The organism is Nocardia sp. MH4 (genome assembly GCF_019266065.1).
Taxonomy (GTDB): domain Bacteria; phylum Actinomycetota; class Actinomycetes; order Mycobacteriales; family Mycobacteriaceae; genus Nocardia; species Nocardia canadensis.
In genome coordinates, this window is sequence record NZ_LPNR01000112.1 from 491,576 (window position 1) to 516,914 (window position 25,339).

The 25,339-nt window shown below is 69.0% G+C and carries 27 protein-coding genes; 15 read left to right on the forward strand and 12 right to left on the reverse strand.

Translation table 11 applies throughout. The features are described 5' to 3' along the window. Positions 1-76 precede the first annotated feature (76 nt). From ATM97_RS24495 to ATM97_RS24510, 4 genes are read right to left on the reverse strand one after another with little or no spacing between them, the layout of a single operon-like run. Complete coding sequence (locus ATM97_RS24495; RefSeq protein ID WP_218720498.1) at positions 77-1,075, reverse strand: MlaD family protein; 999 nt, start codon at positions 1,073-1,075, stop codon at positions 77-79. Further along, positions 1,075-2,121 carry an MlaD family protein gene (locus tag ATM97_RS24500; RefSeq protein ID WP_218720499.1) on the reverse strand — a complete coding sequence of 349 codons (1,047 nt, stop codon included), beginning with the start codon at positions 2,119-2,121 and terminating at the stop codon, positions 1,075-1,077. The genes ATM97_RS24495 and ATM97_RS24500 overlap by 1 nt, the downstream gene beginning before the upstream one ends. A 4-nt stretch (positions 2,122-2,125) precedes the next feature. Then, complete coding sequence (locus ATM97_RS24505; RefSeq protein ID WP_218720500.1) at positions 2,126-2,992, reverse strand: ABC transporter permease; 867 nt, start codon at positions 2,990-2,992, stop codon at positions 2,126-2,128. Continuing rightward, entirely contained in the window at positions 2,992-3,933 is a 942-nt protein-coding gene (locus ATM97_RS24510) for an ABC transporter permease (RefSeq protein ID WP_308248603.1), read from the reverse strand. Before ATM97_RS24510 ends, ATM97_RS24505 begins: the two co-directional genes overlap by 1 nt. 269 nt (positions 3,934-4,202) lie before the next feature. On the opposite strand from ATM97_RS24510, the gene ATM97_RS24515 reads away from it, so the two are divergent. Genes ATM97_RS24515 through ATM97_RS24540 form a run of 6 tightly spaced genes read left to right on the forward strand, consistent with a single transcriptional unit; the run spans position 4,203 to position 9,857 of the window. After that, positions 4,203-5,408, forward strand: a complete 1,206-nt coding sequence (locus tag ATM97_RS24515; protein ID WP_218720501.1) for a cytochrome P450 — start codon at positions 4,203-4,205, stop codon at positions 5,406-5,408. Further along, complete coding sequence (locus tag ATM97_RS24520) at positions 5,408-6,208, forward strand: SDR family oxidoreductase (protein WP_218720502.1); 801 nt, start codon at positions 5,408-5,410, stop codon at positions 6,206-6,208. Before ATM97_RS24515 ends, ATM97_RS24520 begins: the two co-directional genes overlap by 1 nt. Further along, the gene (locus ATM97_RS24525) at positions 6,205-6,426 is read left to right on the forward strand and encodes a ferredoxin (RefSeq protein ID WP_218720503.1); all 222 of its coding nucleotides are present in this window, start codon (positions 6,205-6,207) and stop codon (positions 6,424-6,426) included. The genes ATM97_RS24520 and ATM97_RS24525 overlap by 4 nt, the downstream gene beginning before the upstream one ends. Beyond that, the gene (locus tag ATM97_RS24530) at positions 6,426-6,977 is read left to right on the forward strand and encodes a nuclear transport factor 2 family protein (RefSeq protein WP_218720504.1); all 552 of its coding nucleotides are present in this window, start codon (positions 6,426-6,428) and stop codon (positions 6,975-6,977) included. The genes ATM97_RS24525 and ATM97_RS24530 overlap by 1 nt, the downstream gene beginning before the upstream one ends. Continuing rightward, on the forward strand, positions 6,971-8,221 hold the full coding sequence (locus ATM97_RS24535; RefSeq protein WP_218720505.1) for a hypothetical protein: 1,251 nt from the start codon (positions 6,971-6,973) through the stop codon (positions 8,219-8,221). The genes ATM97_RS24530 and ATM97_RS24535 overlap by 7 nt, the downstream gene beginning before the upstream one ends. Positions 8,222-8,246: 25 nt before the next feature. After that, positions 8,247-9,857 (forward strand): acyl-CoA synthetase, encoded by a 1,611-nt coding sequence (locus ATM97_RS24540; RefSeq protein WP_218720506.1) that lies wholly within the window; start codon positions 8,247-8,249, stop codon positions 9,855-9,857. A 3-nt stretch (positions 9,858-9,860) separates the two neighbouring features. Here ATM97_RS24540 and ATM97_RS24545 read toward each other — a convergent pair whose 3' ends face one another. Then, a complete protein-coding gene (locus ATM97_RS24545; RefSeq protein ID WP_218720507.1) occupies positions 9,861-10,184 on the reverse strand; it encodes a DUF4333 domain-containing protein in 324 nt (107 codons plus the stop codon). A 195-nt stretch (positions 10,185-10,379) separates the two neighbouring features. On the opposite strand from ATM97_RS24545, the gene ATM97_RS24550 reads away from it, so the two are divergent. Beyond that, positions 10,380-11,432, forward strand: a complete 1,053-nt coding sequence (locus ATM97_RS24550; RefSeq protein WP_218720508.1) for an acyl-CoA desaturase — start codon at positions 10,380-10,382, stop codon at positions 11,430-11,432. Here the strand turns inward: ATM97_RS24550 and ATM97_RS24555 are convergent. After that, positions 11,420-12,325: a hypothetical protein gene (locus tag ATM97_RS24555; RefSeq protein ID WP_374104897.1), complete on the reverse strand. Its 906-nt coding sequence runs from the start codon at positions 12,323-12,325 to the stop codon at positions 11,420-11,422. The two genes, ATM97_RS24550 and ATM97_RS24555, sit on opposite strands and share 13 nt — an antisense overlap. A gap of 276 nt (positions 12,326-12,601) precedes the next feature. After that, complete coding sequence (locus ATM97_RS24560; protein ID WP_218720510.1) at positions 12,602-13,477, reverse strand: hypothetical protein; 876 nt, start codon at positions 13,475-13,477, stop codon at positions 12,602-12,604. Between the two features lie 81 nt (positions 13,478-13,558). On the opposite strand from ATM97_RS24560, the gene ATM97_RS24565 reads away from it, so the two are divergent. Together ATM97_RS24565 and ATM97_RS24570 are read left to right on the forward strand one after the other, a co-directional pair. Then, complete coding sequence (locus tag ATM97_RS24565; RefSeq protein WP_218720511.1) at positions 13,559-13,720, forward strand: hypothetical protein; 162 nt, start codon at positions 13,559-13,561, stop codon at positions 13,718-13,720. A 163-nt stretch (positions 13,721-13,883) separates the two neighbouring features. Further along, positions 13,884-14,882, forward strand: coding sequence for an AraC family transcriptional regulator (locus ATM97_RS24570; RefSeq protein WP_218720512.1), 999 nt, complete (start codon positions 13,884-13,886; stop codon positions 14,880-14,882). On the opposite strand, the gene ATM97_RS24575 is transcribed toward ATM97_RS24570, so the two are convergent. Both ATM97_RS24575 and ATM97_RS24580 read right to left on the reverse strand, forming a co-directional pair. Then, positions 14,872-15,057, reverse strand: coding sequence for a hypothetical protein (locus ATM97_RS24575; RefSeq protein WP_308248605.1), 186 nt, complete (start codon positions 15,055-15,057; stop codon positions 14,872-14,874). The genes ATM97_RS24570 and ATM97_RS24575 overlap by 11 nt on opposite strands. A gap of 330 nt (positions 15,058-15,387) precedes the next feature. Next, positions 15,388-16,515 (reverse strand): NADH:flavin oxidoreductase, encoded by a 1,128-nt coding sequence (locus ATM97_RS24580; protein ID WP_218720514.1) that lies wholly within the window; start codon positions 16,513-16,515, stop codon positions 15,388-15,390. A gap of 115 nt (positions 16,516-16,630) precedes the next feature. On the opposite strand from ATM97_RS24580, the gene ATM97_RS24585 reads away from it, so the two are divergent. Both ATM97_RS24585 and ATM97_RS24590 read left to right on the forward strand, forming a co-directional pair. Then, a complete protein-coding gene (locus ATM97_RS24585) occupies positions 16,631-17,074 on the forward strand; it encodes a MarR family winged helix-turn-helix transcriptional regulator (protein WP_255588280.1) in 444 nt (147 codons plus the stop codon). Between the two features lie 262 nt (positions 17,075-17,336). After that, complete coding sequence (locus ATM97_RS24590) at positions 17,337-18,521, forward strand: alanine--tRNA ligase-related protein (RefSeq protein ID WP_218720515.1); 1,185 nt, start codon at positions 17,337-17,339, stop codon at positions 18,519-18,521. A 135-nt stretch (positions 18,522-18,656) separates the two neighbouring features. On the opposite strand, the gene ATM97_RS24595 is transcribed toward ATM97_RS24590, so the two are convergent. Further along, positions 18,657-19,859, reverse strand: coding sequence for a lipid-transfer protein (locus ATM97_RS24595; RefSeq protein WP_218720516.1), 1,203 nt, complete (start codon positions 19,857-19,859; stop codon positions 18,657-18,659). After that, on the reverse strand, positions 19,843-20,274 hold the full coding sequence (locus ATM97_RS24600) for a Zn-ribbon domain-containing OB-fold protein (protein ID WP_218720569.1): 432 nt from the start codon (positions 20,272-20,274) through the stop codon (positions 19,843-19,845). Before ATM97_RS24600 ends, ATM97_RS24595 begins: the two co-directional genes overlap by 17 nt. Before the next feature lie 156 nt (positions 20,275-20,430). Between ATM97_RS24600 and ATM97_RS24605 the strand changes: the two genes are divergently transcribed. Next, positions 20,431-21,195, forward strand: a complete 765-nt coding sequence (locus tag ATM97_RS24605) for a hypothetical protein (protein WP_218720517.1) — start codon at positions 20,431-20,433, stop codon at positions 21,193-21,195. Between the two features lie 33 nt (positions 21,196-21,228). Here the strand turns inward: ATM97_RS24605 and ATM97_RS24610 are convergent, their stop codons facing one another. Next, entirely contained in the window at positions 21,229-21,633 is a 405-nt protein-coding gene (locus tag ATM97_RS24610; RefSeq protein ID WP_218720518.1) for a MarR family winged helix-turn-helix transcriptional regulator, read from the reverse strand. 82 nt (positions 21,634-21,715) lie between these two features. On the opposite strand from ATM97_RS24610, the gene ATM97_RS24615 reads away from it, so the two are divergent. The 3 genes from ATM97_RS24615 to ATM97_RS24625 all read left to right on the forward strand — a co-directional run bounded on the left by ATM97_RS24615 (position 21,716) and on the right by ATM97_RS24625 (position 25,312). Then, positions 21,716-23,536, forward strand: coding sequence for an ABC transporter ATP-binding protein (locus ATM97_RS24615; RefSeq protein ID WP_218720519.1), 1,821 nt, complete (start codon positions 21,716-21,718; stop codon positions 23,534-23,536). 206 nt (positions 23,537-23,742) lie between these two features. After that, positions 23,743-23,973 carry a hypothetical protein gene (locus ATM97_RS24620; RefSeq protein ID WP_218720520.1) on the forward strand — a complete coding sequence of 77 codons (231 nt, stop codon included), beginning with the start codon at positions 23,743-23,745 and terminating at the stop codon, positions 23,971-23,973. Positions 23,974-24,061: 88 nt separating this feature from the next. After that, positions 24,062-25,312: a CdaR family transcriptional regulator gene (locus ATM97_RS24625; RefSeq protein ID WP_218720521.1), complete on the forward strand. Its 1,251-nt coding sequence runs from the start codon at positions 24,062-24,064 to the stop codon at positions 25,310-25,312. Positions 25,313-25,339: the final 27 nt, after the last annotated feature.

The window sequence follows — 25,339 nt, forward strand, 5'->3', positions numbered from 1 at the left end:
AGTCCCGCGATCCCCCACCGCAGATCCGCGGCCTGCGGGTCACGAGCCCACCGCCGAACACGGTGCCCGCGCGACACTATCGATGACACAGCACGACTCCCTGTCCGGTCAGCAGTACGCGCAGCGGTTCCGGCGCCTCGGTCGCACCGTGGGTGCAGACCAGGTCGGGCCCGGTCGCCGGAACGGCCTGCGCCATGGCCTGGATCAGCCCGGGCAGGTTCTCGAACGCGGCCACCGCGTCGGCCGGGTCGGGGAAGGCGCGCTGGAGGGCGGCGTCGAGATCGCGGTCGCGTTCGCCGGTGACGCCGAGCACGGTGAGCATGCTGCGCAGCGGCTGGAGCACCACCGGGATTCCCGCGGCGAAATCGACCAGTCCGGGCAGCTTCTCGGTGATGGTGACGAAGAGGTTGGTCAGATTGGTCAGCAGCCGCATCGCGTTGCCCGACTTTCCGCCCAGGTGATCGGCGACCTGCGCGAGATTGGCGGCCAGTGTCGACAGGACGGCCTGCCGATCGGAGGCGTAGCGGCTCAGCGTGTCGATGGCGCCCAGCGCTGGGCCGATGCCCGAGCCGTCGCCCTGGATCACGGCGAGAATGCTGGTCGCGAACCGGTTCAGGTCCTCGGGCGACAGCTGCGCCAGGACGGGTTGCAAACCCTTGAACAGTCGGGTGATGTCGAAGTCGGGCACCGTCTCCGCGGTCCCGAAGACCGCGGCCGGGTCGCGCGGACGGCCGGGTGAGTCGGGCGGCCGGAGCTCCAGGTACCGGAATCCGGTGAGATTCTGGTAGCGGATCGCGATCGTGGTGCCGGTGGCCGGCGCGCGGTCCCGGACCACCGTGAAACGCACCCGCGCCAGCGCGCCGTCGAGTTCGACCTCACCCACCTTGCCGATCTGCACGCCGTGCAGGCGCACGTCGTCGCCGCGGCGCAGGCCGTTCGCATCGGTGAACAGCGCTGTGTAGGTGTAGGTTTCGCCGTCGACCGGGCGTTCGATCACCCGCAGCACACCGACGAGCACGAGGGCCATCGCGGCCGTCGCCGAGAGCACCCGCAGGAGCAGGGATCGGGTGCTCATCAGCGACCACCCTCAGGCAGCAGGGCGGCCAGCGGCCCGGCCAGCCCCGGCACCACGTCGAGGTCGACGGCGGCGCGCAACACGGGGCCCTGCGGGGTGTCGACGAAGGCGGAGTCCAGCCGCTCGAGCAGTTCGCTCAGCTGCCGCCCGGACCGTTCCGGCGCGCTGATCGAGCCGGACAGCTGATCGAGGACGAGGCTCGTCATGGGTAGCAGGCCGCCGAAGTAGTGCCGCGAGGTACCGAGCAACGCGGTGACGGTCGGCAACAGCTGGTACTGGATATCGGAGAACATCCGGCCGAACTTCGCGAGATGTTCAGGGGTGCTCAGGTATTCGTTGGTGTAGTCGGCGTAGAGCAGGGTCAGGCTGCCGGTCAGCATCGGTGGGAGACCGGACAGCGCCGACCCGAACTGGTCGAACAGCATCGACGGTGGCAGCCGCTGGGTTTCGGCGAACGAGCGCGCGGTCGCGCCGATGGCTTCGAGGAGGGGACCGAAGGCAGCGAGGTCGCGGGAGATCGTGGCGAGCAGATCGGCGAGCCGGGGCGTCAGCACCTCGTCGGTGAGCGCGCCGGTGGAGGTCAGCAGGGCCGAGAGGGTGGCGTCGCGCACCCGGTCGGCGGCGCCGACGGTCAGGTCGACGGTCGACCCCTCGGTCAGGGCGACACCGCCGGCGCCGGAGTGGAGTTCGAGGGCGCTGATGCCGAAGAGATTGCCCGGGGCATAGTCCACACTCAGCGTGTTCGTCAGCCCGAACAGCTGAGAGCCGTTCAGCGTCAGGCTGATTCGCTGTATCCCCCGGCCCGCCGAGTCGATCGTCCCGACCGACCCGACCCGCACGCCGTCGAGCCGGACCTCGGTCCCCGGACCGACACCGGCACCTACCTGCTCGACCAGCAACTCGACCCGGATCTCCCCGTCGGGCCGGTCCTCGGGCAGTACCCGCCACGCGAGCAGAGCGAGCAACGCGACGATGACGGCGACCGCACCGAGAGCGCGGGCACGGCGAGGTCCGACCTCGGTTCCCGGCAAGGCGTAGGCAGGCATGGCATCACCCGGTGAAGGTCACGGGAGACTGGAATCCCCACAGCAGGATCGTGGCGACCATGTCGAGGGCGATGATCGCCACCAGGCTGGCGCGGATCGCCCGACCCGAGCCGATGCCGACCCCCTCCGGGCCGCCGGTGGCGAAATAGCCCTGGTAGCAGTGGATCAGGACGACAGCCATCGCGAACACCATCACCTTCACGGTCGCGGCGACGACGTCCCAGCCCACCACGAATTGGTCGAAGTAGTGGTCGTAGGTCCCCGAGGGGGTGCCGTGGATCGTGGTGACGATCAGCGCGCAGGAGGCGTAGCTCAGGATCAGCGCGACCACGAACGCCGGTGCCACGGCAATGATCCCGGCGATCACCCGGGTGGTCACGACGAAGGGCACCGACCGGATACCGAGCGATTCGAGCGCGTCGATCTCCTCGGAGATGCGCATGGACCCGATCTCGGCGGTCATCCGGCACCCGGCCTGGGCCGCGAAGCCGATCCCGGCCGCGATGGGCGCGAGTTCGCGGGTCACGCCGAAGGCCGAGATCAGGCCGCTGAGCTGACCCAGCGACAGCAGATTCAGCGCGCTGAAGGCCTCGATGCCGATGGAGGCGCCCATGGCCGCACCGAGCAGCAGCATCAGCGGCACCACCCCGCCACCGATGATCACCGAGCCGCGGCCCCAGGTCATGTCGGTCACCGTCGCCACCGTCTGGCGGCGGTAACGCAGCAGGGTGTAGGGCACCGAAGACACGACCTGCCAAACGAATCCGAGGACGAACCCGAGCGAGTCGATCGGGGCGAGCGGGTGCACGCGGGCACGCCGCAGCCGCCCCACCCAGCGCAGCCCGACGGGATAGTACGAAGCCGCCGTCATCACGCCATCCTGACCGGGAAGAACAGCGTGACCACCTGGGTGATCACGGTGTTCAGGACGACAACCGCCGCGATCGACATCACCACCGCCGCATTGACCCCGTCGGCCACACCCCGCGGCCCGCCGGTAGCCTCCAGCCCGCGCTGGCAGGCGATGACCACGACCAGGAATCCGAAGAGCAGCGCCTTGACCAACGAGACCCACAGGTCGATCGGCGTCGTGAAGGCGCCGAACGACGACCAGTAGCTGCCCGGTGTCACGTTCAGCGCCGACACCGCGACCACGAATCCGGACGCGACGCCGACGACGATGATCAGGATGTTGAGCAGCGGCGCCACCAGCATCATCGCCGCGATCCGCGGGACGACCAGGCGTCGCACCGGGTCGACGCCCATGACCCGCAGCGCGTCGACCTCCTCGCGGATGGTCCGCGCGCCCAGGTCGGCGGCGATCGCGGCCGCCCCCGCTCCGCCCAGCAACATCGCGGTGGCCATCGGCGCGCCCTGTTTGATGACACCGAGCCCGCCCGCCGCGCCGATCATCGAATCGGCGCCGAGTTCGGACACGATATTGCCGACTTGCGCGGAAACGATGACGCCGAACGGAATGGCCATCAAAATACTCGGCACCGCGGTGACCCGGATGAGAAACCACGCCTGGGCGAGTGTTTCGTGAATCTGGAATCGCCATCGAACCGCGTCCACGATGCCGAGCGACACGGCACTCGCGCCGATGCGCAGGGCCCGGCCGAGGGTGGCCACGCTGGATAGGACGGTGACCGAGAAATTCCGGCGCAGGATCTGTGCGGCACCGGCCTGTTTCGGCTCCGGCAATTCCAGGCCACCGACCCCCACCGCACCGCCGCCGGCCGGTGCGACTTCGCCGTCTACGCGTGCCATGCGGGTGACCGTACCATATGATCTAGACCACATTCCAGACACTGTTCCAGATTCCTGACCAGCTCCCCGCCGAGCCTTCCCAGACCCGGATCGGGCCCGACCATGCGGTCCGAAAATGTTGATTACCAGCATCTTTGAGGCGAATCTCGCCAAGCGGGCCGGGCACGTCGTCGTCGCGATCGTCCGCGAAAGCGTTGTGCCCGGTGCGCGTCGGTGATACCGTCCAGACACATGTCCAGCTACCTGTCTCCTTCGGGTCTCGACCGACCCGACGCTGTCGGAGACATCCGATCGGAACCGGGGTGTTCGCGATGACCAGCGCCGCTGTGGAGCCCGTGTATTTCGATCCGTACGACTATCGATTCCACGAGGATCCGTATCCCACGTATCACCGGCTGCGCACCGAGGCGCCGCTTTATCACAACCCGGATCTCGATTTCTGGGCGCTGTCGCGGCATTCCGATGTCCTCGCGGCATTTCGCGACAACAATCGGCTCTCCAGCGCCAACGGAGTTTCGCTCGACCCGGCGGCGTGGGGACCACACGCGCATCGGGTGATGTCGTTTCTGGCGATGGACGATCCCCGGCACATGCGTATGCGCAGGCTGGTCTACAAGGGATTCACCCCGAAGCGGGTCGCCGAGATGGAAGACCGGATCCGCCAGATCACCCTCGAGCACCTCGAACCCGCCCTCGCGCGGGGGCGCTTCGACTGGATCGACGACGTCGCGGGCAAGCTGCCGATGGACGTCATCTCCGAACTCATGGGGGTGCCGGAGCCGGACCGCGCCGAGATCCGGCGGCTGGCCGATCTGGTGGTGCACCGCGAGGAAGGTGTTCTCGATGTGCCCGCCGACGCGATCGACGCATCGATCCGGCTGTTCGGGTACTACGCCGACATGGTCGCCCAGCGCCGGGCCGACCCCCGCGACGACCTCACCTCGGCATTGCTCGACGCCGAGATCGACGACGACACCCTCACCGACGACGAGATCATCGGGTTCATGTTCCTGATGGTGGTCGCCGGAAACGAGACCACCACCAAGCTTCTCGGCAACGCCCTCTACTGGGCGGGGGTCGATCCCGTGGAGTACGCCAAGGTCGCCGCCGATCCCGACCTGGTCGCGGACTGGGTCGAGGAGACGCTGCGCTACGACACCTCGAGTCAGCTCGTCGCCCGTACCGCGGCGGTCGACCTCGACTACCACGGCGGCACCATCCCGGCCGGGGCGAAGGTGCTGTTGCTGATCGGCGCGGCCAATCGGGATCCGGCGGCGTTCGACGACGGCGACACCTACCGGATCGACCGCAGCGGCGGCGGCACCCTCGCGAGTTTCGGTGCGGGCGTGCACTTCTGCCTCGGCGCGCATCTGGCCCGGCTCGAGGCGAGCGTCGTGCTCGGCGAGTTCGTGCGGCGGGTGGCGGCCTACCGGATCGACCCGCGGGGCATCGAACGCGTGCATTCGACCAATGTCCGTGGCTTCGCCAAACTTCCCATCACAGTAGAGGTCCGCTAGTGCCCCGATTCGAACCCAACCCCGAACGCAGGCCGGCCCTGGTCGCGGGCGCGTCGTCCGGCATCGGTGCCGCGACGGCCGTTGCCCTGGCCGCTCTCGGCCACCCGGTCGCCCTCGGCGCGCGCCGCGTGCAGCGGTGTGAGGACCTCGCCGCCAAGATCCGCGCCGACGGTGGCGAGGCCTTCGCCCATCACCTCGACGTCACCGATCGCGCGTCCGTGGACGCGTTCGTCACCGCCGCCGAGGACGCCCTCGGACCGACCGAAATCCTCGTCTCCGGCGCGGGCGACATCGAATTCGCGCTCGTCGGCGAGATGGACCCGGAACGGTTCCTGCGGCAGGTGCAGGTGCACCTGGTCGGCGCGCATCGCCTGATCCACCGGGTGCTCCCCGGGATGACGACCCGGCGCCGCGGCGATCTCGTGGTGATCAGCTCCGATTGCGCGGACAACCCCCGGCCACGCAGCGGCGCCTACAGCGCCGCCAAGAACGGGCTCGAGGCGATGGTCGAGCAGCTGCGCATGGAGCTGGAGGGCAGCGGGATCCGGGCGTCACTGGTACGCCCCGGCCCGACACTGACCGGCATGGGCATGGATTCGACGCCGGAGGTCGTCGGCCCGCTGCTGCAGGACTGGAAGGACTGGGGCTTCGCCCGGCATCCGTACATGCTGCGGCCCGAACATCTGGCCGACGCCGTCGCCACGGTGATCTCGGTGCCACGCGGCGCCCACATGGTGCTGGTCGAGGTGCAACCGGAAGCGCCGTTGCGGCCGCTGCCCGAGGGCGGGAGCGCGTCATGAGGATCGTGGTCGACGCGGACCTGTGCCAAGGGCACGGCGTGTGCCAGGACGAGGCGCCCACGATCTTCACCGTGCCCAAGCACGGCACGGTCCAGATCACCGATCCCACGCCCGCCCCGTCGGAACACGGTGCCGTCCAGGCCGCGATCCGCTGGTGTCCCACCCGAGCATTGTCGATCGCCGACGATGCCGACTCCCCACCGAAAGGCACGGACTGATGGCAGGTTTCGAGCGCGCCGAACTCGACGAGATGGTGCGGCGCTGGGTCGTGGAGAACCAGCGGTGCGAGGAGAAGGGCGATTGGAAGCCCCTCGCCGAGATGTACACCATCGACGCGACCTACGGCTGGAACTACGGCCCCACACAGGAATTCATGGCGGTAGGGCGCGCGGAGATCCGCGAACTGGCTCTCGGCCAGGAGATGGCGGGGCTCGAGGGCTGGACCTATCCGTACCAGGAGTTCGTCGTCGACGATCGCAGCGGCACCGTCATCGGATTCTGGAAGCAGATCAACGAGGGCACGCGCGCCGACGGCCGCCACTACTCCCCCGAAGGAATCGGCGGCAGCTGGTTCCGCTACGGCGGCGACTTCCAGTGGTCGTGGCAGCGCGACTTCTTCGACTTCGGCAATGTCTCGGCGATGTTCCTCGACATGATCACCGATCGGGCGCTCTCACCCGGGATGCAGAAGCGGATCGAGCGCTCGGTGTCGAAGGAGCCGCTGCCGGGCTGGTACCGCATCGGCGAATCGCCCGCCTCCCTGTGGTGACGCCGGTGAGCGGATACGACGCACTGTCCAGGGACCAGCTGGCGGTGCTGGTTCCCGAACTGCTGCTGAGCGGTCATCTCATCGACCGATCCGGCATGGCGCACACGATCGCCGCCTTCGGGCGCGCCGGGATGACCGAGGTCGCGATCGAGGAGTGGCAGTTGGCCAGTCCCGTCTACACCCGGCGCATCCGGCGCGCGCTCGGCATCACCGGCGACGGCGTCGAGACGATCTTCAAGGGCCTGCAACTCGACATCGGCGCACCGCCCCAGTTCATGGACTTCCGCTTCCGGGTCGACGACCACGATCACGGGGAGTTCTGGCTCGACCACTGCGGGGCGCTGGCCGATGTCGAACCGATGGGCGAGGAATTCGTGGTCGCGATGTGCCACGACATCGAGGACCCCACCTTCGACGCGACGGCGCTGGCCACCAACCCGCACGCCCAGGTGCGGCCCGTGCACCGACCACCCCGTGTGCCCGCCGACCGCACCCCGGTGTGCGCGTGGACCGTCGTCATCGATGGGTCCCATGTTCCGCCCGCCGCCCCACGCAACGCCGCCCTCGTGGCGAACTCCGAGGCGGCGGGGCTCGTGCTGGCCCCGATCGACCCGGGCGAGGAGGGCATGGGCGACTACGCCGGACCACTGCTGAGTGATCTGCGCTTCGGCGACTTCTCCCGGTCGGCCCTGCGCCGGCTGGCCGACGAGATCAGCCTGCAGCACCATCTGCTCACGCTCGGCTTCCTGGTCGCCCTCCGGGAACGCGCCGAGCCGGCGGTCGCGGCCGACATCGCGCGCAAACAGTTCGCCGGGATCGCCGGACTCACCTCGGAGCGCCTCCGCCGCTGCCTGTCACTCGGTGACGACGCCGACGCACTCGCCCTGGTGCTCCGGATCCATCCCGCGCTGAATCCGCTGAGCTACACCGGAATCGACAGCACGGTCACGAGCTCCGGTGTGCGCGTGCGCTTTCCGGCGGTGAGCCCGGCGACCAACGACGGCGCGTGGCCCGCCCTGCTGATCCCGGCGGACTTGCGCCCGCTCGATGCGCTGGTCCGTGGCGTGAACCCCCGGTTCGCCGCGCGAGTCGGCGCGATCGACGAACACGGCTGGACCGCCGAGATCACGTTGGCCGAACAGCCGTTCCGGGAAGCCTCGGAGGTGGCCGTGACCCGCTTCAGCACCGGCGCGAGCTTCGCCTTCACCGACCGCGGGAAACCCCTGCCGCTCACCGTCGTGTGAGCGGACCGCACAGAGATGGACTGAGATGGCCAACAACTTCGCCGACCTGTTCGAGCACTCCGCCGACGCCATGCCCGATCGGGTCGCGCTGATCCAGGGCGATCGCTCGCTGACCTACCGCGAGCTCGACATCCGGGCCAACCGCTTGGCCGACCAGCTGACCAGCACGGGGGTGCGCCGCGGCACGCACGTCGGGTTCCAGATGCACAACAGCATCGAGACCATGGAGACGTTGATCGCCTGCTTCAAACTGGGCGCCGTCCCGATCAACATCAACTACCGGTACGGGCCTGCCGAGCTGGCCTACGTCTACGGCAACGCCGACCTCGACGTGCTGGTGTATCACGCGAGCTACGGCGAGGCCGTGGGCGCGGCGCTGTCTCGCACACCGTCGGTGCGGCAGTCGATCTGTGTCGACGACGACCGGGTGTCCGGCGCTGCCGGCTCCGGCGTCCTCGCGTACGAGACGCTGGTCGAGACCGGAAAACCGTTCCGTCCCACCGTCCATCGCACCGGCGACGACCTGTTCATGATGTACACCGGCGGCACGACCGGCCTGCCCAAGGGCGTCATGTGGCGGCAGGAGGACATGTGGCGGGTGCTGGGCGGAGGCGTGGACTTCTACACCGGCGAGCCGGTGCGCGACGAGTACCAGCAGTCCGCGACCGGCGCGCAAGGGGTGCCCGCCATCTGGTTCGTCCTTCCCCCGCTGATCCACGCCGCGGCGATGATGCCGACCTTCACCGCCCTGTGGTCGGGCAACGCGGTGCTGTTCGAGCCGCGTTTCGACCCGGACGCGGTGTGGCGGGCCGTCGGCACCCACCACCCGCACGTCATGGTGATCACCGGCGACGCCATGGCACGTCCGCTCATCGACGCCTTCGACACCGCCCCGGTGGACGCGTCCTCGCTGCTGGTCATCGCCTCCGGCGCGGCGCTGCTGTCGCAGCCGGTGAAGAACGCGCTGCTGGAGAAATTCCCCTCGACGATGGTCTCGGACTCGATCGGATCCTCCGAAACCGGTTTCGGCGGTATCGGTTTCGCGCAGAAGGACGACAACCCCGCCCGCGGTCCCCGGGTCCAGACCGGTCGCGGCGCGGTGGTGGTCGACGCGGACGGGCGACCGGTCGCGCCGGGTGAGGAGGGCTGGCTGGCCAAGACCGGCGCGGTGCCGCTCGGCTACTACAAGGACCCCGAACGCACCGCGCGGCTGTTCAAGACGGTCGACGGCGCACGCGTCGTGGTCACCGACGACCGGGCCCGCGCCGAGACGGACGGCTCGATCACCCTGATCGGGCGCGGCAACATGGTGATCAACACCGGCGGCGAGAAGGTGTTCCCGGAGGAGGTCGAGGCCGTCGTGAAAGCTCACGACGCGGTCTACGACGCGGTCATCGTCGGGGTCCCGCACGAACGGTGGGGCCAGCAGGTCGCCGCCGTGATCGCCACCGGCCCCGACGCGACCGTGGATTTCGACGCACTGCGCGCCCACATCCGCACCCACCTCGCGGGATACAAGGTGCCCAAACGGATCTGGGTGGTCGACACCATCTCCCGCTCCCCCAGCGGCAAACCCGACTACCGCTGGGCCACCGAGTACGTCGCCGGGCGCGCGGCCGATCACGCGGCCGACTGAGCCCTAGTTGGGTGCGTCGGCCACCTCGATGTCGAACTTCGTGTTGTCGCCCTCCACCGAGGTGACCGTGACCTTCACGTCGTAGCTGGCGCCCTGTTCGGTGAGGGTGCACGTCATCGTGGCACCCTGCTCCGCCTTCAGATCCTCAGGACAGGTGACCTCGTCCGGCGTCTCCCCCACCTGGGCCTGGAGTTGGGCGCTGATCTGCTCGGCCACTGCCTCCTTGTCGACGGTGGCGGTGCCGACCGAGACCGAACATCCGGCCGACACCGCTGCCACCGACAGCAAGGCCGCGAGGACGGCGGGAATAGTGCGGATTGTCCTCATGTCGAACCTCACTGTTGCCGAGGGAAGAAAGGTTAGCTGTAAAGTTACTCCCGGATTTCCCGTCCGGGCGGAAATCCGGGGCCGCCGTTGTCGAATCGTGCGCTGCGCGGGCGTCGAAAGATCACTCCGCAGTCCTATTCGATGTCATACCGCAGGATTACGAAGGGCGAGATTTCCGCCGATAGCTTCGGAATCATGACGACGCCCTCCCTGGTCCCCGCTTCCGCTCCACCGACACCACGGCGCGGCGCCGATGGTGACTACGCCCGGCTGCTGCGCCGGATCTCCGACGCCGGGCTGATGAACCGGCGCCCGGGCTACTACGCCGTCCGGCTCGGCCTCGTCGCGACCGCGTTCGTGGCGAGTTGGGCGGCCTTCGTCCTCGTCGGTGATTCGTGGTGGACCCTGCTGGTCGCCGTCGCCCTCGCCGTGACGTTCGCGCAGGTCGCGCTCGTCATGCACGATGTCGCCCACCGGCAGGTCTTCCGGCTCAGGCAGCCGACGGAGCTGGTCGGGCGCATCGTCGGCAACGCAGGCATCGGCTTGGGCTACGGGTGGTGGCAGGACAAGCACACCCGCCATCACGCCAATCCCAACCACGAAGAACTCGATCCGGACGTCGCGCCCGACATTCTGGTCTGGTCACAACAGCAAGCGCGGTCCAGTCGCGGTCTGCCTCGCCTACTCGGCAGGGCGCAGGCATTCCTGTTCTTTCCGCTCCTGCTGCTGGAGGGGTTGAATCTTCATCTGGCCGGTGTCCGTGCGCTCGGAAATCGATCGATGAAACACCGCGGACTGGAGGGCGCGCTACTGGTGGGCCACTTCGCCGTCTACACGGCCGCGGTCTTCGCGGTGCTGCCCGCCGACAAGGCGATCGCCTTCATCGCGGTCCACCAGGGCCTTTTCGGCCTGTACATGGGCTGCATCTTCGCCCCCAACCACAAGGGCATGCCGACCCTGACCGGTGAGAACCGCCCCGACTTCCTCCGCCGCCAGGTCCTGACCTCCCGCAACGTGCGCGGTGGCGCGGTGACCGATCTCGCGCTCGGCGGGCTCAACTATCAGATCGAGCACCACTTGTTCCCCAGCATGCCGACGCCGAACTTGCGCCACGCCCAGGTGATCGTCCGCGACTACTGCGCGGAAATCGGCGTCCCGTACCACGAGACCGGGCTGATCTCCTCGTACCGCGAGGCGCTCACGCACCTGCATCGGGTCGGCGCACCCCTGCGCGGTCAGCCGAAGTAGCCCGCGTAGTCGCCGAACGGCACCTGGCCGGTGGGGCTCGCCTTGATCGCCGCGGCCACCTGCGGCGGAATCGGCGCCCAGTAGGCCGGCATCCCGGCCGCCAGGACAGGGTTCAGGACGTAGATCAGGGCGAAGTTCACGATCCACAGCGGTGGGGCCATCGACATCCCGACCTCGGCGCTGACCCCGCCCTTGGTAGTGGTCACCAGCTGGGCCGCGCCCGACATCTGCTGTGCCACGAATCCATACGCGGCCTGCACCGTATAGGCCGACCGATAGAGCGCGACCAGGGTGTGGACCGCACCGTTGTCCCGCAGCCAATTGCCGACGAACCCGCCGGGCGCGATGAGCGTGTTCACCTGCCTGGTCGGTGCGTCGGCGTTGGCCGGGCTCTCGAGCAAGCCACTGGGGTTCACATACAGCCCGTAGCTGCCCAACACCGAGGACACCGGCCGCCCGTCGATCTCGGAGTAGACGGGTCGGCCCACCGTGTTGGTGAGGATCTCGACGCAGGCGACGATCACCCCCGCCGCGTCGAGGTTCCCGCCGACGCCACCCCCGGACGTGAGATCGAGATACTGCTGTTCGGTCAGCGCGTCACCCCGCCCGAGACCGATCCGACCGGCGATCGTATCGGCCCGCTCCTGACCGAGCGGCTGGTTGAGCTGATCCGCGCTCGTCATCTGCGGTGGTGCCACGTATTCATAGGCGGGGGCGCCGGAGTAGGGCAGCGAGAAGCCGGTGCCGTCACCGTTCGCCACCGGTTGTCCGAATACCGTCTGGGTGCCCGTCACGGCGAGCAGACAGGCACCGATCAGGGCCGCCATCAGGAGGAACCCGTGCCGGACAGTCGACCGCCCGCACCCCGGACCCACCCACACCATGGCGCGCATTTCTACCCCTCAGACAGTGTCGAACAAGGTGAAACCAGCTTCCAAGTCAGTCAAAGCCGTGGCCGCGACCGTGTCAAGCCCCGTTACCTCAGCCGACGAGGACCGCGGCGTCCGCATACTGTGAGGTCGCGGGCGATCGCGGCGAAACTCGACTCGTCGGCGCCCACCGATTCCGCCACCTCCGCCGACCGGCCGAGCACGTCGACACACTCTGCTCGGCGCGAGCATCACCAGCGCGGTATCGCTAAATCGACGAGTTCGTCGACGACCGTCGCATCAGAAACCGCCGCCGCAGGAGGAGAAGCTGTCGTGGCCGGAATGGCCACCTTCACTGGAGTGGCCGCCGAGATAGGGGCCGGAACGGGTCGGCGGGCGAGACGGGACGCGCCGGGAATCGTTCCAGTGGCGCGGAGCCACCACGGCCCACCAGGCGGTGAAATCCACACCGCTGACGCGCTCGATCTCGGCGCGATCGGCGGCGGCCCAGTGCACGGTATAGCCGGTGAGGTGATGGGTGGGGCGCTGAAGCTCGTCGACCAATTCGCCGGTGGTCAGGGTCGAGTCCTCGGCGCGAAAGACATGGACGGTTCTGTCCGACTCGGTGACGCGGTAGCTCCATCGGGTGCGGGCGGCCAGCTCGGAGCAACGGTCGTCGCGTTCTTCCCGCTCGCGCTGCGCTTTCCAGAGTCGTGCCTGTTCCTCCTGCGCGCGTGCGTCGGCCTCGTGCACGCGGAGCTCGATCTGCTCGCGGACCCGGCGATAGCGCTCGGCGATGTCGTGCAGCCGCTGTTCGAGTCCGTCGAACGCCCGCCGTGACGCGCCCCGGCTGCGGCGGCGTGCCGCCGACCAGCCGGCTCCACGCCGCAGTCCGGGTGAGAAGCCGCCCTCGATCCGCATACCGAGATCGTGGACGAGTTGCTGTTCGGCGATCCACAGCGCCTCCAGCGCGACAGTCCGGGCCTGGGCCCACGCGGCGGAGTCGTCGGCGGTGGCCTCGACCTCGATGCTCCGCGGGTAGCCGGGAAGCGCGGGTGCCGATCTCCGTTCGATACAGGTCCACCCACGCTCGTCCCGGCCTTCGGGTGTATCGACGGCATAGGCTTCGACATATGCCCGGCTCGGGTCGAAACCCGCCAGCTGCCGGTCGTTCAAGCGATAGCGGAAATCGAACGAATAGCGGTACTCACCGACACCATCGTGTTCCTCCCCACGGTTACTTCCACGGTAGCGCCGGTGCGGGCGGGACGGGTGCGGCTTCGCGACGGAGCCGCCAGCGGCCTGGCGAGCAAGCGATCGGCGGCGGGACCGGAGTTGTCGCGCAAGGTCTTTCCCGTGATGGCCGGCACGCGAGTACCCGCCGCGACCACGCCACCGCTGATGGCGATGCTCGGGTGAGGAGGCGGGGAAGGTCACCGCATCGACGCCCGCCGCCGCGTCCCAGCGTATCGTCCTCCATGGAGAAATCCCGCCCAGCTCGGATTCGCCGAATCGGTCGACGACGGCGGCTGACGTAGCCGCGACCGGTCCGCGGATCGGCCTGCCGCCACGAGGAGACGTCATGGCTACCGACCAGAGCTTGCTACATCGTTTCGTCATCTCGCAGTTCGACGCGGCCGGGCTCGATCGCGCGCAGCTGATCCGCGATGCCGGGGTCCCCGACTGGTCGATGACCGGCCAAGACGTGCATCTGCCGAGCGAGGTGTTCTCCCGGCTGTGGGAGATCGGCGAACATCGTCTCGGCCCGGACGTCGCCCTGCAGGTCGCCCGCCGCTACAAACTCTCGAGCCTGGGCCTGTACGACTATCTGTTCGCCTCCGCGCCGACGCTGGGCGCCGGGCTGGCCACCTGCGGGCCGTACGTCACCGCGGTCACCACCAATCACCGCTTCGACCTGGTCGCCGAGACCGAGCACGAATCCACCCTCTACCTCGAGATGCTCCACGGCGACGGCCGGGGACGCGACCACACCCAGCTGTGGGGACTGTCGGCCGTGCTGAGCCGGGCCCGCCGCGTCGTCGACGGTCCGCTCGACCCCGTCCGCGTCGCGCTACGCCAGGCCGCTCCCCCGCATATCGACAGCTTCCGGGACGTGTTCGGTTCCGCCACCGTCGAGTTCGACGCGCCGACCGACTCGATGACCTTCCGCTCCGCGGACCTGAATCTGCCGTTGACGACCGCGGATCCGGTCCTGGCCGGGGTCCTGCAACCACTGGCCGCCGCGCTGCCGCCGCCACCGACGCTCGCCTCGGCCTGGCCGCAACGGGTGGCCGAGGCCTTGGACCAGGCGATCGAGGCCGGGGAGGTATCCCTGCACAGCGTCGCCCGCATCCTCACGGTCAGCCCCCGGACGTTGCAGCGACGCCTGACCGAAGCCGGCACCACCTGGCGCGCGGAGCTGGACCGGGCACGCAGCGCCCGATTCGCACAGGTGACGGTCGCGGGATCGCTCAGCGGCACCAGGCAGGCCGAACTTCTCGGCTACTCCGACGCGGGCTCGTTGCGCCGGGCCGCCCGGCGCTGGTCGGGGTCCTCACCGGCGTGCAGCCTCACACCCTGAGGTAGGTCGAGGCGATCCGCCAGAAGGTCTCCCGCTCCATCAGGTGGAAGTCCCACCCGTCGGTGATGTCGCGGAACGCGGCGACGATCCCGGCGACGTCGAAATCGTCCCGGGTCGCCGTTCCCTTCGCCTCCAGTGCGGAAATCACGTAGGCGGTGGCACTCTCCCTCGTCACCGACAACGCAGGCTCCCCTCGGTAGCACACTGATCCCTATCGAACGTAAGTCTCGAATCACCTCGGGACCGCGACAAGGACGGAACGCGCCAATCCCCGGCTGAACGCGCCAACCTCGCGATCGGCCGGTCGCCGGGGAGACGACCGGCCGGGGCTCAGCCGATCTCGACGCGAGGAGGATCTCCGTCGCCGCGGCTCGGGCGTGCGCGGGTCGGCGCCGGTGCCTCCCGCAACCCGGGTCCGAGTCGGTATCGATGCGCGAATGAGAGTTTGTCACTGCATGATTCGATGAACTTTCCGCTGCGAACTGTGCTCCGGAGACAGATTCGGCTAGCTCAGGGTCTTCATCGCCGCCGCGTCGTAGGGCTTCAGCTCGTCGATTCGGCCCGCCAGCACCTTGGCCGCCCACTCCGGATCCTGGAGCAGGGCGCGGCCGACGGCGACCATGTCGAACTCGTCGCGCTCCATGCGATCGAGGAGGTTGTCGATCGTGCCGAGCTCGGCGCCTTCGCCCGTGAACGCGCGCAGGAAGTCGCCGTCGAGTCCGACCGATCCGACGGTGATGGTCGGCTTGCCGGTCAGCTTCTTGGTCCAGCCCGCCAGGTTCAGGTCCGAGTCGTCGAACTCCGGGAGCCAGTAGCGGCGGGTGGAGGCGTGGAAGGCATCGACGCCCGCGGCGGCGAGCGGGGTCAGGATGGCCTCGAGCTCCTGCGGGGTCTCGGCCAGGCGCGCGCGGTAGTCCTGCTGCTTCCACTGCGAGAAGCGGAAGATCACCGGGAACTCGGGCGAGACGACCGCCCGGACCGCGGCCACGATCTCGGCCGCGAACCTGGTGCGCGCCACCGGGTCACCGCCGTAGCCGTCGTCGCGGCGGTTGGTCTGCGCCCACAGGAATTGGTCGAGGAGGTAGCCGTGGGCACCGTGCAGCTCGACACCGTCGAAGCCGATGCGCTCGGCGGCCGCGGCGGCCTCGGCGAAGGCGGCGATGACATCGTCCAGATCGGCCTGGGTCATCGCCTTGCCCGCGCCCTCGGTGCCATCGGCGCCGATGCCCGAGGGGCCCATGGCCGGGGCGTCGGGATAGGGCTGCTCGCCCTGGTTGCGGACCATGCCGATGTGCCACAGCTGCGGCACGATCGTGCCACCGGCCGCGTGTACGTCCTCGGCGACCCGGGCCCACCCCGCCAGCTGCTCCGCGCCGTGGAACCGCGGCACCCGATCGCTCTGCCCGGCCGAATCGTGGCCGACGTAGGTGCCCTCGGTGACGATGAGGCCCACACCGGCGGCGGCCCGGCGCGCGTAGTACGAGCGCACGTCCGCCCCCGGCACACCGCCCGGGGAGAACATGCGCGTCATCGGCGCCATCACGATGCGGTTGGGGACGGTCAGGCCGTTCAGGGTGACGGGGCGGGCCAAGACCTCGGCCGTGCGGGCGACGTCGGACGCGGTGACGATCACGGGGGTGCTCCTCAAAGTCACTTGACAATGTCGATGGTTGAGAACTTCAAGCAATATGCCACACCGTAGAGGTAGATATTTGAGATGGTCAAGTTTCTGCGGATATGGTGGTCGCATGACAGAAGCTCCCCACGTCGACTCGGCCCAGCTCATGGAGCTGCTCTCGGTGTCCCTCGGCGTCTACTACGGGGACTTCACGGCGGCGGCGGCGAGTGAGAACCTCACCGCGAGCCAGGGCAAGACGCTCACGGCGCTGCGCCGCCGACCCATCGCGATGCGGGTCCTGGCCGAGGCCTTGGCCTGCGATGCCTCCAACGTCACCGGGATCATCAACCGGCTGGAGAAACGCGGCCTGGTCCGCCGCGAGGCGAGCCCGTCCGACCGCCGCGTCACCAATCTGGTCATCACGCCCGAGGGCGAACGAGTCACCGATGCGATCCGGGCGAAGATGCAGGTCACCCGCGATGGCCTGGACAGCCTCGGCGAGCAGGACCGCGACACCCTGTACGCGCTGCTCGAACGAGTATTCCTCTCCCGCAAGAGCACTCGACCGCAGTGAACCAGCAGTGCACGTTCGCCGACCGGCACCGACCGAAATCCGGTCGCGCCCCGCATCCCGCGGCTGCTACCGTGCCCACATGATGGTCAGTCCACGCAACGCCGCCGCGGCCGCACGAGCTCTCCGCTCGCCGGTCGCTGCCGCCTGACCTCTTCTTCCCCCGCCGGCGACCGGAAACGGTCCGCCGGTGCGCGTCGGTCTCGAATCCGGGCCTGCCATGGACGGTCGCTTCCGGTCGATTTCTCTCGATGGAGCAATCACCATGATCACCACAGACCAGACCGTTCGGACTTTCCTCGACTTCTTCCGCGACCGCGGGCACGAACTCACGCCGGGCGGATCGCTCATCCCCTCGCCCGGGGACCCGGTGCTGTTCACCACCTCCGGGATGCACCCACTGACCCCCTATCTCCTTGGCCGCCCGCATCCGCTCGGCCGACGGCTCACGAACGTGCAGCGTTGTCTGCGCACCACCGATCTCGACGAAGTCGGCGACGACACCCACCTGACGGTGTTCGAGATGCTCGGCTCCTGGTCCCTCGGCGACTACGGCGGCCCGCAGAGCCTGCGCTGGGGAATCGAACTGCTGCGCGACGGATTCGGCATCGACCCCCGCCGGATCCACGGCACGGTCTTCGGCGGTGACGACCGGGTCGAACCCGACCACGAGTCGTGGCGTACCTGGCAGGACCTGGGCCTACCGGTCGAACCGACGACCGAGGAGAACTGGTGGTCCAACGGGCCGACCGGACTCTGCGGACCCGATTCGGAGATCTTCCTCTGGACCGGCAGCGAGAATCCGCAGGGCACACCGACAACCGACGACCGGTGGGTGGAGATCTGGAACCACGTCACGATGCGCTACGTGCGGCACCCCGACGGCGGTCTCGAACCGGTCCGCCGACCCGGTATCGACACCGGGATGGGCCTGGAGAGGCTCGGGCGAATCCTGCAGAACACGCCGTCCGTCTTCGAGATCGACGTCTTCCGGCCCTGGTCGACCACGCTGCCCCGGCTCTGGGGCCCGCTGGGGGAATCGTCGCTGCGCGTGGTGTCGGACCACCTGCGATCCAGCATCGTGATCCTCGGCGACCGGGTCACCCCGTCTCCCTCGGGGCGCGGACACATCCTGCGCCGCCTGATCCGCCGCACCCTGACCACACTGTGGCGCGACGATCCGAGCCGCACTCTGTCGGACCTGCCGATCGACCTGTTCGACCACACGCTCGACCACTTCCGGCAGCATGTCGACCCACACCCGGTGCGCACCCTGTTGCTCGACGAGGAACACAAATTCGATCTGCTCCTCCAGCGCGGACGACAGGTGCTGTCCCACCGCCGATTCGCCGGACCGCTGACCGACGACGACTACCGCTACCTGCACGACACGCACGGTTTGCCGCGCGACCTCGCGGTCTACCTGAGCACCGAATCCGGTATCGGCTGAGGCCGACTCGACAGCGAGCGCCGGGCGGGGCCGCGTCCCTGACGTGCCCCACCCGCCGGATGCCGCCGTCGGATGCCGGAGAACGTCCACCTTCGCGGTGGCCGCTCATGTGCACCGGAGCAGCGCGAACCCCGCTCAGCGAGTGGCGATGATGGCCGAGCCGTGGCCGAACAGGCCCTGGTTCACCGCGATGCCCGCGCGCGCGTCATCGACCTGGCGACCGTCGGCCTGGCCGCGCAATTGCCACGTCAGCTCGCAGACCTGGGCGATCGCCTGCGCGGGAATCGCTTCCCCGAAACAGGCCAGGCCGCCACTGGGATTCACCGGCACATGACCGCCCAGTGTCGTCGCGCCACTGCGCAACAGCTTCTCCGCGCCGCCGGTCTCGCAGAGCCCGATGTCCTCGTACCAATCCAGCTCCAGCGCGGTGGACAGGTCGTAGACCTCCGCGAAGGACAGCTCGGAGGGACCGAGCCCGGCCTCCTCGTAGGCGGCGTAGGCCACCGCGGAGCGGAACTCGCGCGCCGGCGCCTCGACCGCCACCGCGGAATCCGTCGCGAAATCCGGCAGGTCGAGCACCGTTTTCGGGAACGTCGGCGTGACCGTCGACAGCGCGCGGATGCGGACCGGATCGGCGATGCCGTGACGCCGCGCGTAGTCCATCGACGTCAGCACGAGGGCGGCACCGCCGTCACTGGTCGCACAGATGTCGAGCAGGCGCAGCGGATCCGAGACGATCGCCGAGGCGGCGACCTCCTCGGCCGAGACCTCCTTGCGATAGCGGGCATACGGGTTGTTCAGGCCGTGCCGGGCGTTCTTCACCTTGACCGCGGCGAAGTCGTCGAGTGTCGCGCCGTGCAACGCCATGCGCCGACGGGCGTACAGCGCGAAATAGATGGGGTTGGTCGCGCCCAGCAGGTGGAAACGCAACCAGTCCGGATCGTCGCGACGCTCGCCGCCGACCGGCTGGAAGAACCCCTTCGGGGTGGTGTCGGCGCCGACCACCAGGGCCACCTCGCACAACCCGGCCAGGATCTGGGCGCGGGCATTGGCGATGGCCTGAGCACCGGAGGCACAGGCGGCGTAGCTGCTCGAGATCCGCGCCCCCGTCCAGCCGAGCGCCTGGGCGAAGGTCGCGCCCGAGACGAAACCGGGGTAGCCGTTGCGGATCGTGTCCGCGCCGGCGATGTAGTCGACGTCGCGGTGGTCCACGCCGGCATCGGCCAGCGCGGCACGGGCCGCGACCAGTCCGTATTCGACGAAATTGCGGCCCCACTTGCCCCACTGGTGCATACCCGCACCGAGGACTGCGATATCGCGATTACTGGTCTCGGTCATCGACCGGCCTCCACATCCACACCGTGTGCTCCGCTTCCTCGTCCTCGTACAGCACGCCGAGGGTCAACTCCACCGGCATGCCGACCGCCAGGTCGTCCACCGTCAGGCCGCGCACCACCTGCCCGAGAATCACCATCTGCTCGACCTCGAGCTCCACGGCCGCGACGACATACGGCTCGAACGGCTCGGCGGAGACATAGGGCGGGGGTGGCTTGTAACGGGCATCCGCGTACGACCAGATCCGGCCACGGGTGGAGAACAGGTACTCGGCGAGTTCGGAGCCGTCCCGGGGACCCGCGCACTGCGGGTTCCGGCAGGCGAGCGTGTTCCGTGGGAAATACGGTGTGCCGCAGGCAGTACAGCGACTCCCCTGCAGACGCACCGTGCCGTCGTCCGCGGTGAACCAGTCGGCCACGGCAGGGCGTTGTTCTTTCTGCACGAGCCCGACGGTATAGGAACACGTTCTACTTTGGGGCCGGAATCCACTTCACCGGCACATCGGCGGAGGTACGGTGAAGCCGGATTGAGGATGCGCCGCCATTCTCGAGTCGAGCTGGAGTACCACAACGCGATGGGCACCGAAGTCATTGATCCGCAGTCGATCCGCAATGTCACGATCATCGGGGACCCCGAGGCGACGACCCGGGTCGTCCACCGGCTGACCCGCCGTCCCGCCGGGCCCCGATCCGGCACAGCGACCACGATCCGGTGGACCGACCACACGATTCGACTCACCCAGCTGTCGAGCCAGGAGCCCCTCGCGACGCTGGAGCACTCGCTTCGGGTGGCCGACGGGGTGGTCGCGGTCATGAACGCCGAGGCACCGCGCGCCCCTCGGCTCGAGACGATCCTGCGAGTCGCCGACGACCACCAGGTCGCGCGGCTGTGCCTGGTGACCGGGCTCGATCATCCCGCCGCGGACTTCGACCGCTGCGTCCGCACGATCGCGGGCACCCACGGAGCGGTGCCGTTGACGCTGCAGATCCCCCACGGCATCGGCGCCGGGTTCGCCGGCGTCATCGATCTGGTCCCGATGGGGGACCTGGCACCGATGGGCGCCGAGTTCTACGGCAGCCATTGGCAGGTCGCCGAACAGTGGTATCGCAGGCTCGTGACGGCGGTGACCGACCACCGGGACAACGACCCCGGCCCGCCGGAGGTCTCCCCCGAACAGGTCTCCGACCGCGTCCGGCGCCTCACCCATGTCGGCGACGCCGCGCCGGTCCTGTGCGATCCGGCGCCGTGGAGCGATGTCGCCCCGCTCCTGGACGCCGTGATCCGCTACCTGCCGTCCCCCCTGCACGTCTGCCAGCCGGAACACGTCCTCGACTGGTGACCGGCTGCCTCCGGCGTGCTGCCGGGTCGTGGACTATCCGACGAGCTTGCCGAGGATGCCCCGCAACGTGGCACGCTCGTCGTCGGTGAGCCCGGCGAAGAAGTCGTCGGATTCCTTCGTCCGAGCCTCCGACAGGGTGTCGAGTGTCCGCGCCCCCAGGGCCGTCACCGCCACGAGAGTCGCGCGACGGTCCGTCGGATCGGGCGCGCGGGTGACCAGACCGGCCTGCTCGAGCACGTCCACCACCTCCGTCGCCGATCGGGGGCTGATCCGCAACGCCTCGGCGAGAGCCGAGAGCCGCAGTCCTTCGTGCTCGCCCGCCACCCGCAGCGCGCGGGCCTGATGCGGGGTCAGTCCCATCGGCGCGTACGCCGCGGCCCAGCGTCGGCGCAGCGTCCTGGCGACCTGCATCAGGAGCTCGCTGTCGTTGTCGGGCATAAATCCGGCCTCTCCAGTTGTTTACACTGCCAGATAGTGAGGGAACCTCAGCATACGTCCATTCCCCCGAAGGGGGTTGCCTGTGAAAGACCAAGACTCTTCCCGCGGCGGCCGCACCCGCCGCCCCGACCCGGCCGACCGCGCACAGCTGCGCGAGTCCCCCGTGTCCGTGCGCCGGATCGCCGCGCTCTTCGCGCCCTACCGGCTTCGGCTCACCGTGCTGATCGTCCTGATCGTGGCGGGCTCGACGATCAGCCTCGTCTCGCCGTTCCTGCTGCGCCTGGTGATCGACGACGCGCTCCCCCAGCAGAACATCTCGCTGCTGCTGTGGGCGGTGGGCGGCATGCTCGCCGTCACCGTCCTCACCGCCGTGCTCGGCGTCGGCCAGACACTCATCTCCACCACCGTCGGGCAGCAGGTCATGCACGCGCTGCGCACCGACGTGTTCCGCCATCTACAGCGCCAATCGCTGGGATTCTTCACCCGCACCCGCGGCGGCGAGGTCCAGTCGCGCCTGATCAACGATGTCGGCGGCATGCAGTCCGTGGTCACCAGCACCGCGACCGCGATCGCCGGCAATGTCACCACCGTGGTCGGCACCTCGATCGCGATGGCGGTGCTGTCGTGGCGGCTGTCACTGCTGTCGCTGGTGGTGCTGCCCCCGGCGATCTGGCTGACCCGCCGCGTCGCCCTGCTGCGCCGCGACATCACCGCCCGGCGTCAACGCCACCTCGCCGACCTGCACGGTCAGGTCGAGGAAGGACTCTCGGTGAGCGGTGTACTGCTGGGCAAGACGCTCGGCACCGGGCCCGTGGCCTCCGCGCATTTCGAACAGACCTCCCACGACCTGGTCGACCTCGAAGTGCGTTCCCAGCTCGCCGGCCGCTGGCGGATGGCCACGATGAACATCGTCTTCGCGGCGATCCCCGCCGTCCTCTACCTCGCCGCCGGTTTCCCCGCGACCAGCGGCGCCATGACGATCGGCACCCTGGTCGCCTTCACCACCTTGCAGTCCGCGCTCTTCCGCCCCCTGATGAGCCTGCTCAACGTAGGTGTCGAAGTCACCAGCTCGATGGCGTTGTTCAGCCGGATCTTCGGCTACCTCGATCTTCCGGTCGAGATCGACGAGCCCGCTCGGCCGATCGACCTGGACCCGCGCGATGTCGTGGGCGAGGTCCGGTTCGACGACGTCAGCTTCCGCTACGACGCCCACGGCCCCGATGTGCTCGACGGTGTCTCGCTCGTCGTGCCGCCCGGGTCGACGCTCGCCCTGGTCGGCGAGACCGGTTCCGGCAAGACCACGCTCGCCTCGCTCGTCGCCCGCCTGCACGACGCGACCGGCGGCCGGGTGAGCATCGACGGCGTCGACGTGCGCGACCTCGAATTGGGCACCCTCGCCCGCATCGTCGGCGTCGTCTCGCAGGAGTCCTACCTGCTGCACACGACCATCCGCGAGAACCTCCGCTACGCCGCGCCCGAGGCCACCGACGCCGAGATCGAGCGCGCCGCCCGCGCCGCTCAGATCCACGAGCTGATCACCTCGCTTCCCGAGGGTTACGACACCGTGGTCGGCGCGCGCGGGCACCGGTTCTCCGGTGGTGAGAAGCAGCGCATCGCCCTGGCCCGCACCCTGTTGCGCGACCCGCGCGTGCTGGTGCTCGACGAGGCCACCAGCGCCCTGGACAACGAGACCGAGCGCGCGGTGCAGGCCGCCATCGATGTGGTGGCCCAGGGCCGCACGGTCATCACGATCGCGCACCGGCTCAGTACGATCCGCGACGCCGACCAGATCGCCGTCCTCGATCACGGCCGGGTCGTCGAGCTCGGCGACCACACGACGCTGCTCGACGACGCGGGACGCTACGCCCGGCTCAACGGCGCCGCCGAGGCCGCGGCGGCCTGAAGTCCGCGGCGGCCGATCGGCAGATCGCCAACGCAGCGCGCCCGACGTCGGGCAGATTCCAACGCCCCGGCCGCCGGGCGCTCGCGCTGTCAGCGTGCGACCGTGCGCATCCGGGTGTTTCCGACGGTCGTGATGGCGATGCTGGGTGCGTTGCTCGCCACGATGTATCACCGCGCTACGTCGGTGTGCTCGCGACGTTCGAACCGATGCATCAGGTGTACACGGCGGTGCGAGCGATCCCGTTCTTCGACGCCGACCTGGGCGCGGGACCGGCGCACGGCTTCTGGATGACCCTGCTCGGCCTCGCCATCGGGCTGACGCTCGGCGCGCTGGTCAGCCGGCTCTACGACCGCGCCGGCCTGCACCGCAAACCTCCCGGCACACTCCCGATTCCCCGCCCTGTGAGCCCTCACAGCGGCGATTGCACAAGATCGTGAGCACCCCAGGCAGCGTGACTGGACTCTGAGCCAGCGCTCGCGCGCTAGCTATGTTGCCATTCACACAGGACACGATGGAGTGAACGCGATGACTTCTTCCGCTATCGATCGGGCGCCCGATCCGATCACCACCACCGACGGCCGTGCTGTGTCGAGCTTCTTGGGCAACGTCGACGATCTGGTCTCGCAGCTGGTCACCTACTTCGCCGAGAACGTCATGCCCTGTCAGGCCCTGCCGAGTGAAGCGATGCGCAGCGACGTCACCGAGTTCACCCGACGCTGCCTGATGCTGGCGATGGAGATGCTCGACAAGCGCACGACGCCCTCCGAGGCGCAGCTGGTGGCGCTGCGCGCGGCCTCCGCCCAGCACGCGCGCGAAGGGGTGCCCGTCGAGACCCTGTTGCGGGCCTACGCCGAGGGTTTCCGCATCGGCTTCGAGTTGGTCATCGGCAATGTCACCGCCGCCGATCTCGCCGAGGTCATCGCGGGCACCCGCCTGCTTCTGCAGACGCTGGAGGTGATCAACGCGACGGTGACCGGCGCCTACCTCGACGAGCAGCGCCAGGTGGCCAAGGAGCATCAGACCGGGGCCCAGACGATGGTGTCGGCGCTGCTGAGCGGGCACGGTGTCGGCGCCCTGACCCGGCAGACCGGCATCCGGGTGGCCGCGTCGTATCAGGTGGTGGCGCTGATGATTCCGGTGATCGCGGACGAGCTCGATCCCCGGGTCGACGCCCAGGTCGTCGCCCGGCGCAAGCTGCGCCGGGTACAGGCGGCGTTGGCCGATGCCTTCGCCTCGCGCTCGCTGGCGCTGCTGAGCACCTACGGCGGCACCCTGCTGATCCCGAACGACCAACCCGACGAGCCGGTGATGACCGAGGCCGTCCTCACCGAGATCAGCAAGCTGGCCGGGGTCGGGCTCACCGCGACGCTGGTGCCCGCGCCGACCCACCTGATCCCGACGGCGGCCGAGCAGGCGCACGAACTGCTGGATCTGGTGCGTGGCATCGCCAAACCCGCAGGGCTGTATCAGCTGTCGGATGTGGCGATCGAGTATCAGCTCACCCGGCCGGGGCCCGCGCGGCATCATCTCGCCGCGGTGATCGCCCCGCTCGCCGACCATCCGGATCTGCTGGAAACGCTGCGGACCTACATGGACACCGGACTCAATCGCAAAGCGACCGGCAGCCGGCTGCACGTCCACCCCAATACGGTCGACTACCGGCTGCGGCGGGTGGGTGGTCTGACCGATCTCGATCTCACCACGGCGGAAGGCATCCTGCGTGCCCGGATCGCCTTGCTCGCCGACGATCTGGAGAACACCACCGGCGCCGCGTGACGCGGGCGGTCGTCGAGCACGACACCG

Bases quoted from the DNA above. Each gene is read 5' to 3' on its own strand.
- ATM97_RS24495 (WP_218720498.1), bottom strand. From the start codon at position 1,075: ATGAGCACCCGATCCCTGCTCCTGCGGGTGCTCTCGGCGACGGCCGCG.
- ATM97_RS24500 (WP_218720499.1), bottom strand. From the start codon at position 2,121: ATGCCTGCCTACGCCTTGCCGGGAACCGAGGTCGGACCTCGCCGTGCC.
- ATM97_RS24505 (WP_218720500.1), bottom strand. From the start codon at position 2,992: ATGACGGCGGCTTCGTACTATCCCGTCGGGCTGCGCTGGGTGGGGCGG.
- ATM97_RS24515 (WP_218720501.1), top strand. From the start codon at position 4,203: ATGACCAGCGCCGCTGTGGAGCCCGTGTATTTCGATCCGTACGACTAT.
- ATM97_RS24525 (WP_218720503.1), top strand. From the start codon at position 6,205: ATGAGGATCGTGGTCGACGCGGACCTGTGCCAAGGGCACGGCGTGTGC.
- ATM97_RS24530 (WP_218720504.1), top strand. From the start codon at position 6,426: ATGGCAGGTTTCGAGCGCGCCGAACTCGACGAGATGGTGCGGCGCTGG.
- ATM97_RS24540 (WP_218720506.1), top strand. From the start codon at position 8,247: ATGGCCAACAACTTCGCCGACCTGTTCGAGCACTCCGCCGACGCCATG.
- ATM97_RS24545 (WP_218720507.1), bottom strand. From the start codon at position 10,184: ATGAGGACAATCCGCACTATTCCCGCCGTCCTCGCGGCCTTGCTGTCG.
- ATM97_RS24550 (WP_218720508.1), top strand. From the start codon at position 10,380: ATGACGACGCCCTCCCTGGTCCCCGCTTCCGCTCCACCGACACCACGG.
- ATM97_RS24555 (WP_374104897.1), bottom strand. From the start codon at position 12,325: ATGCGCGCCATGGTGTGGGTGGGTCCGGGGTGCGGGCGGTCGACTGTC.
- ATM97_RS24570 (WP_218720512.1), top strand. From the start codon at position 13,884: ATGGCTACCGACCAGAGCTTGCTACATCGTTTCGTCATCTCGCAGTTC.
- ATM97_RS24585 (WP_255588280.1), top strand. From the start codon at position 16,631: ATGACAGAAGCTCCCCACGTCGACTCGGCCCAGCTCATGGAGCTGCTC.
- ATM97_RS24590 (WP_218720515.1), top strand. From the start codon at position 17,337: ATGATCACCACAGACCAGACCGTTCGGACTTTCCTCGACTTCTTCCGC.
- ATM97_RS24595 (WP_218720516.1), bottom strand. From the start codon at position 19,859: ATGACCGAGACCAGTAATCGCGATATCGCAGTCCTCGGTGCGGGTATG.
- ATM97_RS24605 (WP_218720517.1), top strand. From the start codon at position 20,431: ATGGGCACCGAAGTCATTGATCCGCAGTCGATCCGCAATGTCACGATC.
- ATM97_RS24610 (WP_218720518.1), bottom strand. From the start codon at position 21,633: ATGCCCGACAACGACAGCGAGCTCCTGATGCAGGTCGCCAGGACGCTG.
- ATM97_RS24620 (WP_218720520.1), top strand. From the start codon at position 23,743: ATGCATCAGGTGTACACGGCGGTGCGAGCGATCCCGTTCTTCGACGCC.
- ATM97_RS24625 (WP_218720521.1), top strand. From the start codon at position 24,062: ATGACTTCTTCCGCTATCGATCGGGCGCCCGATCCGATCACCACCACC.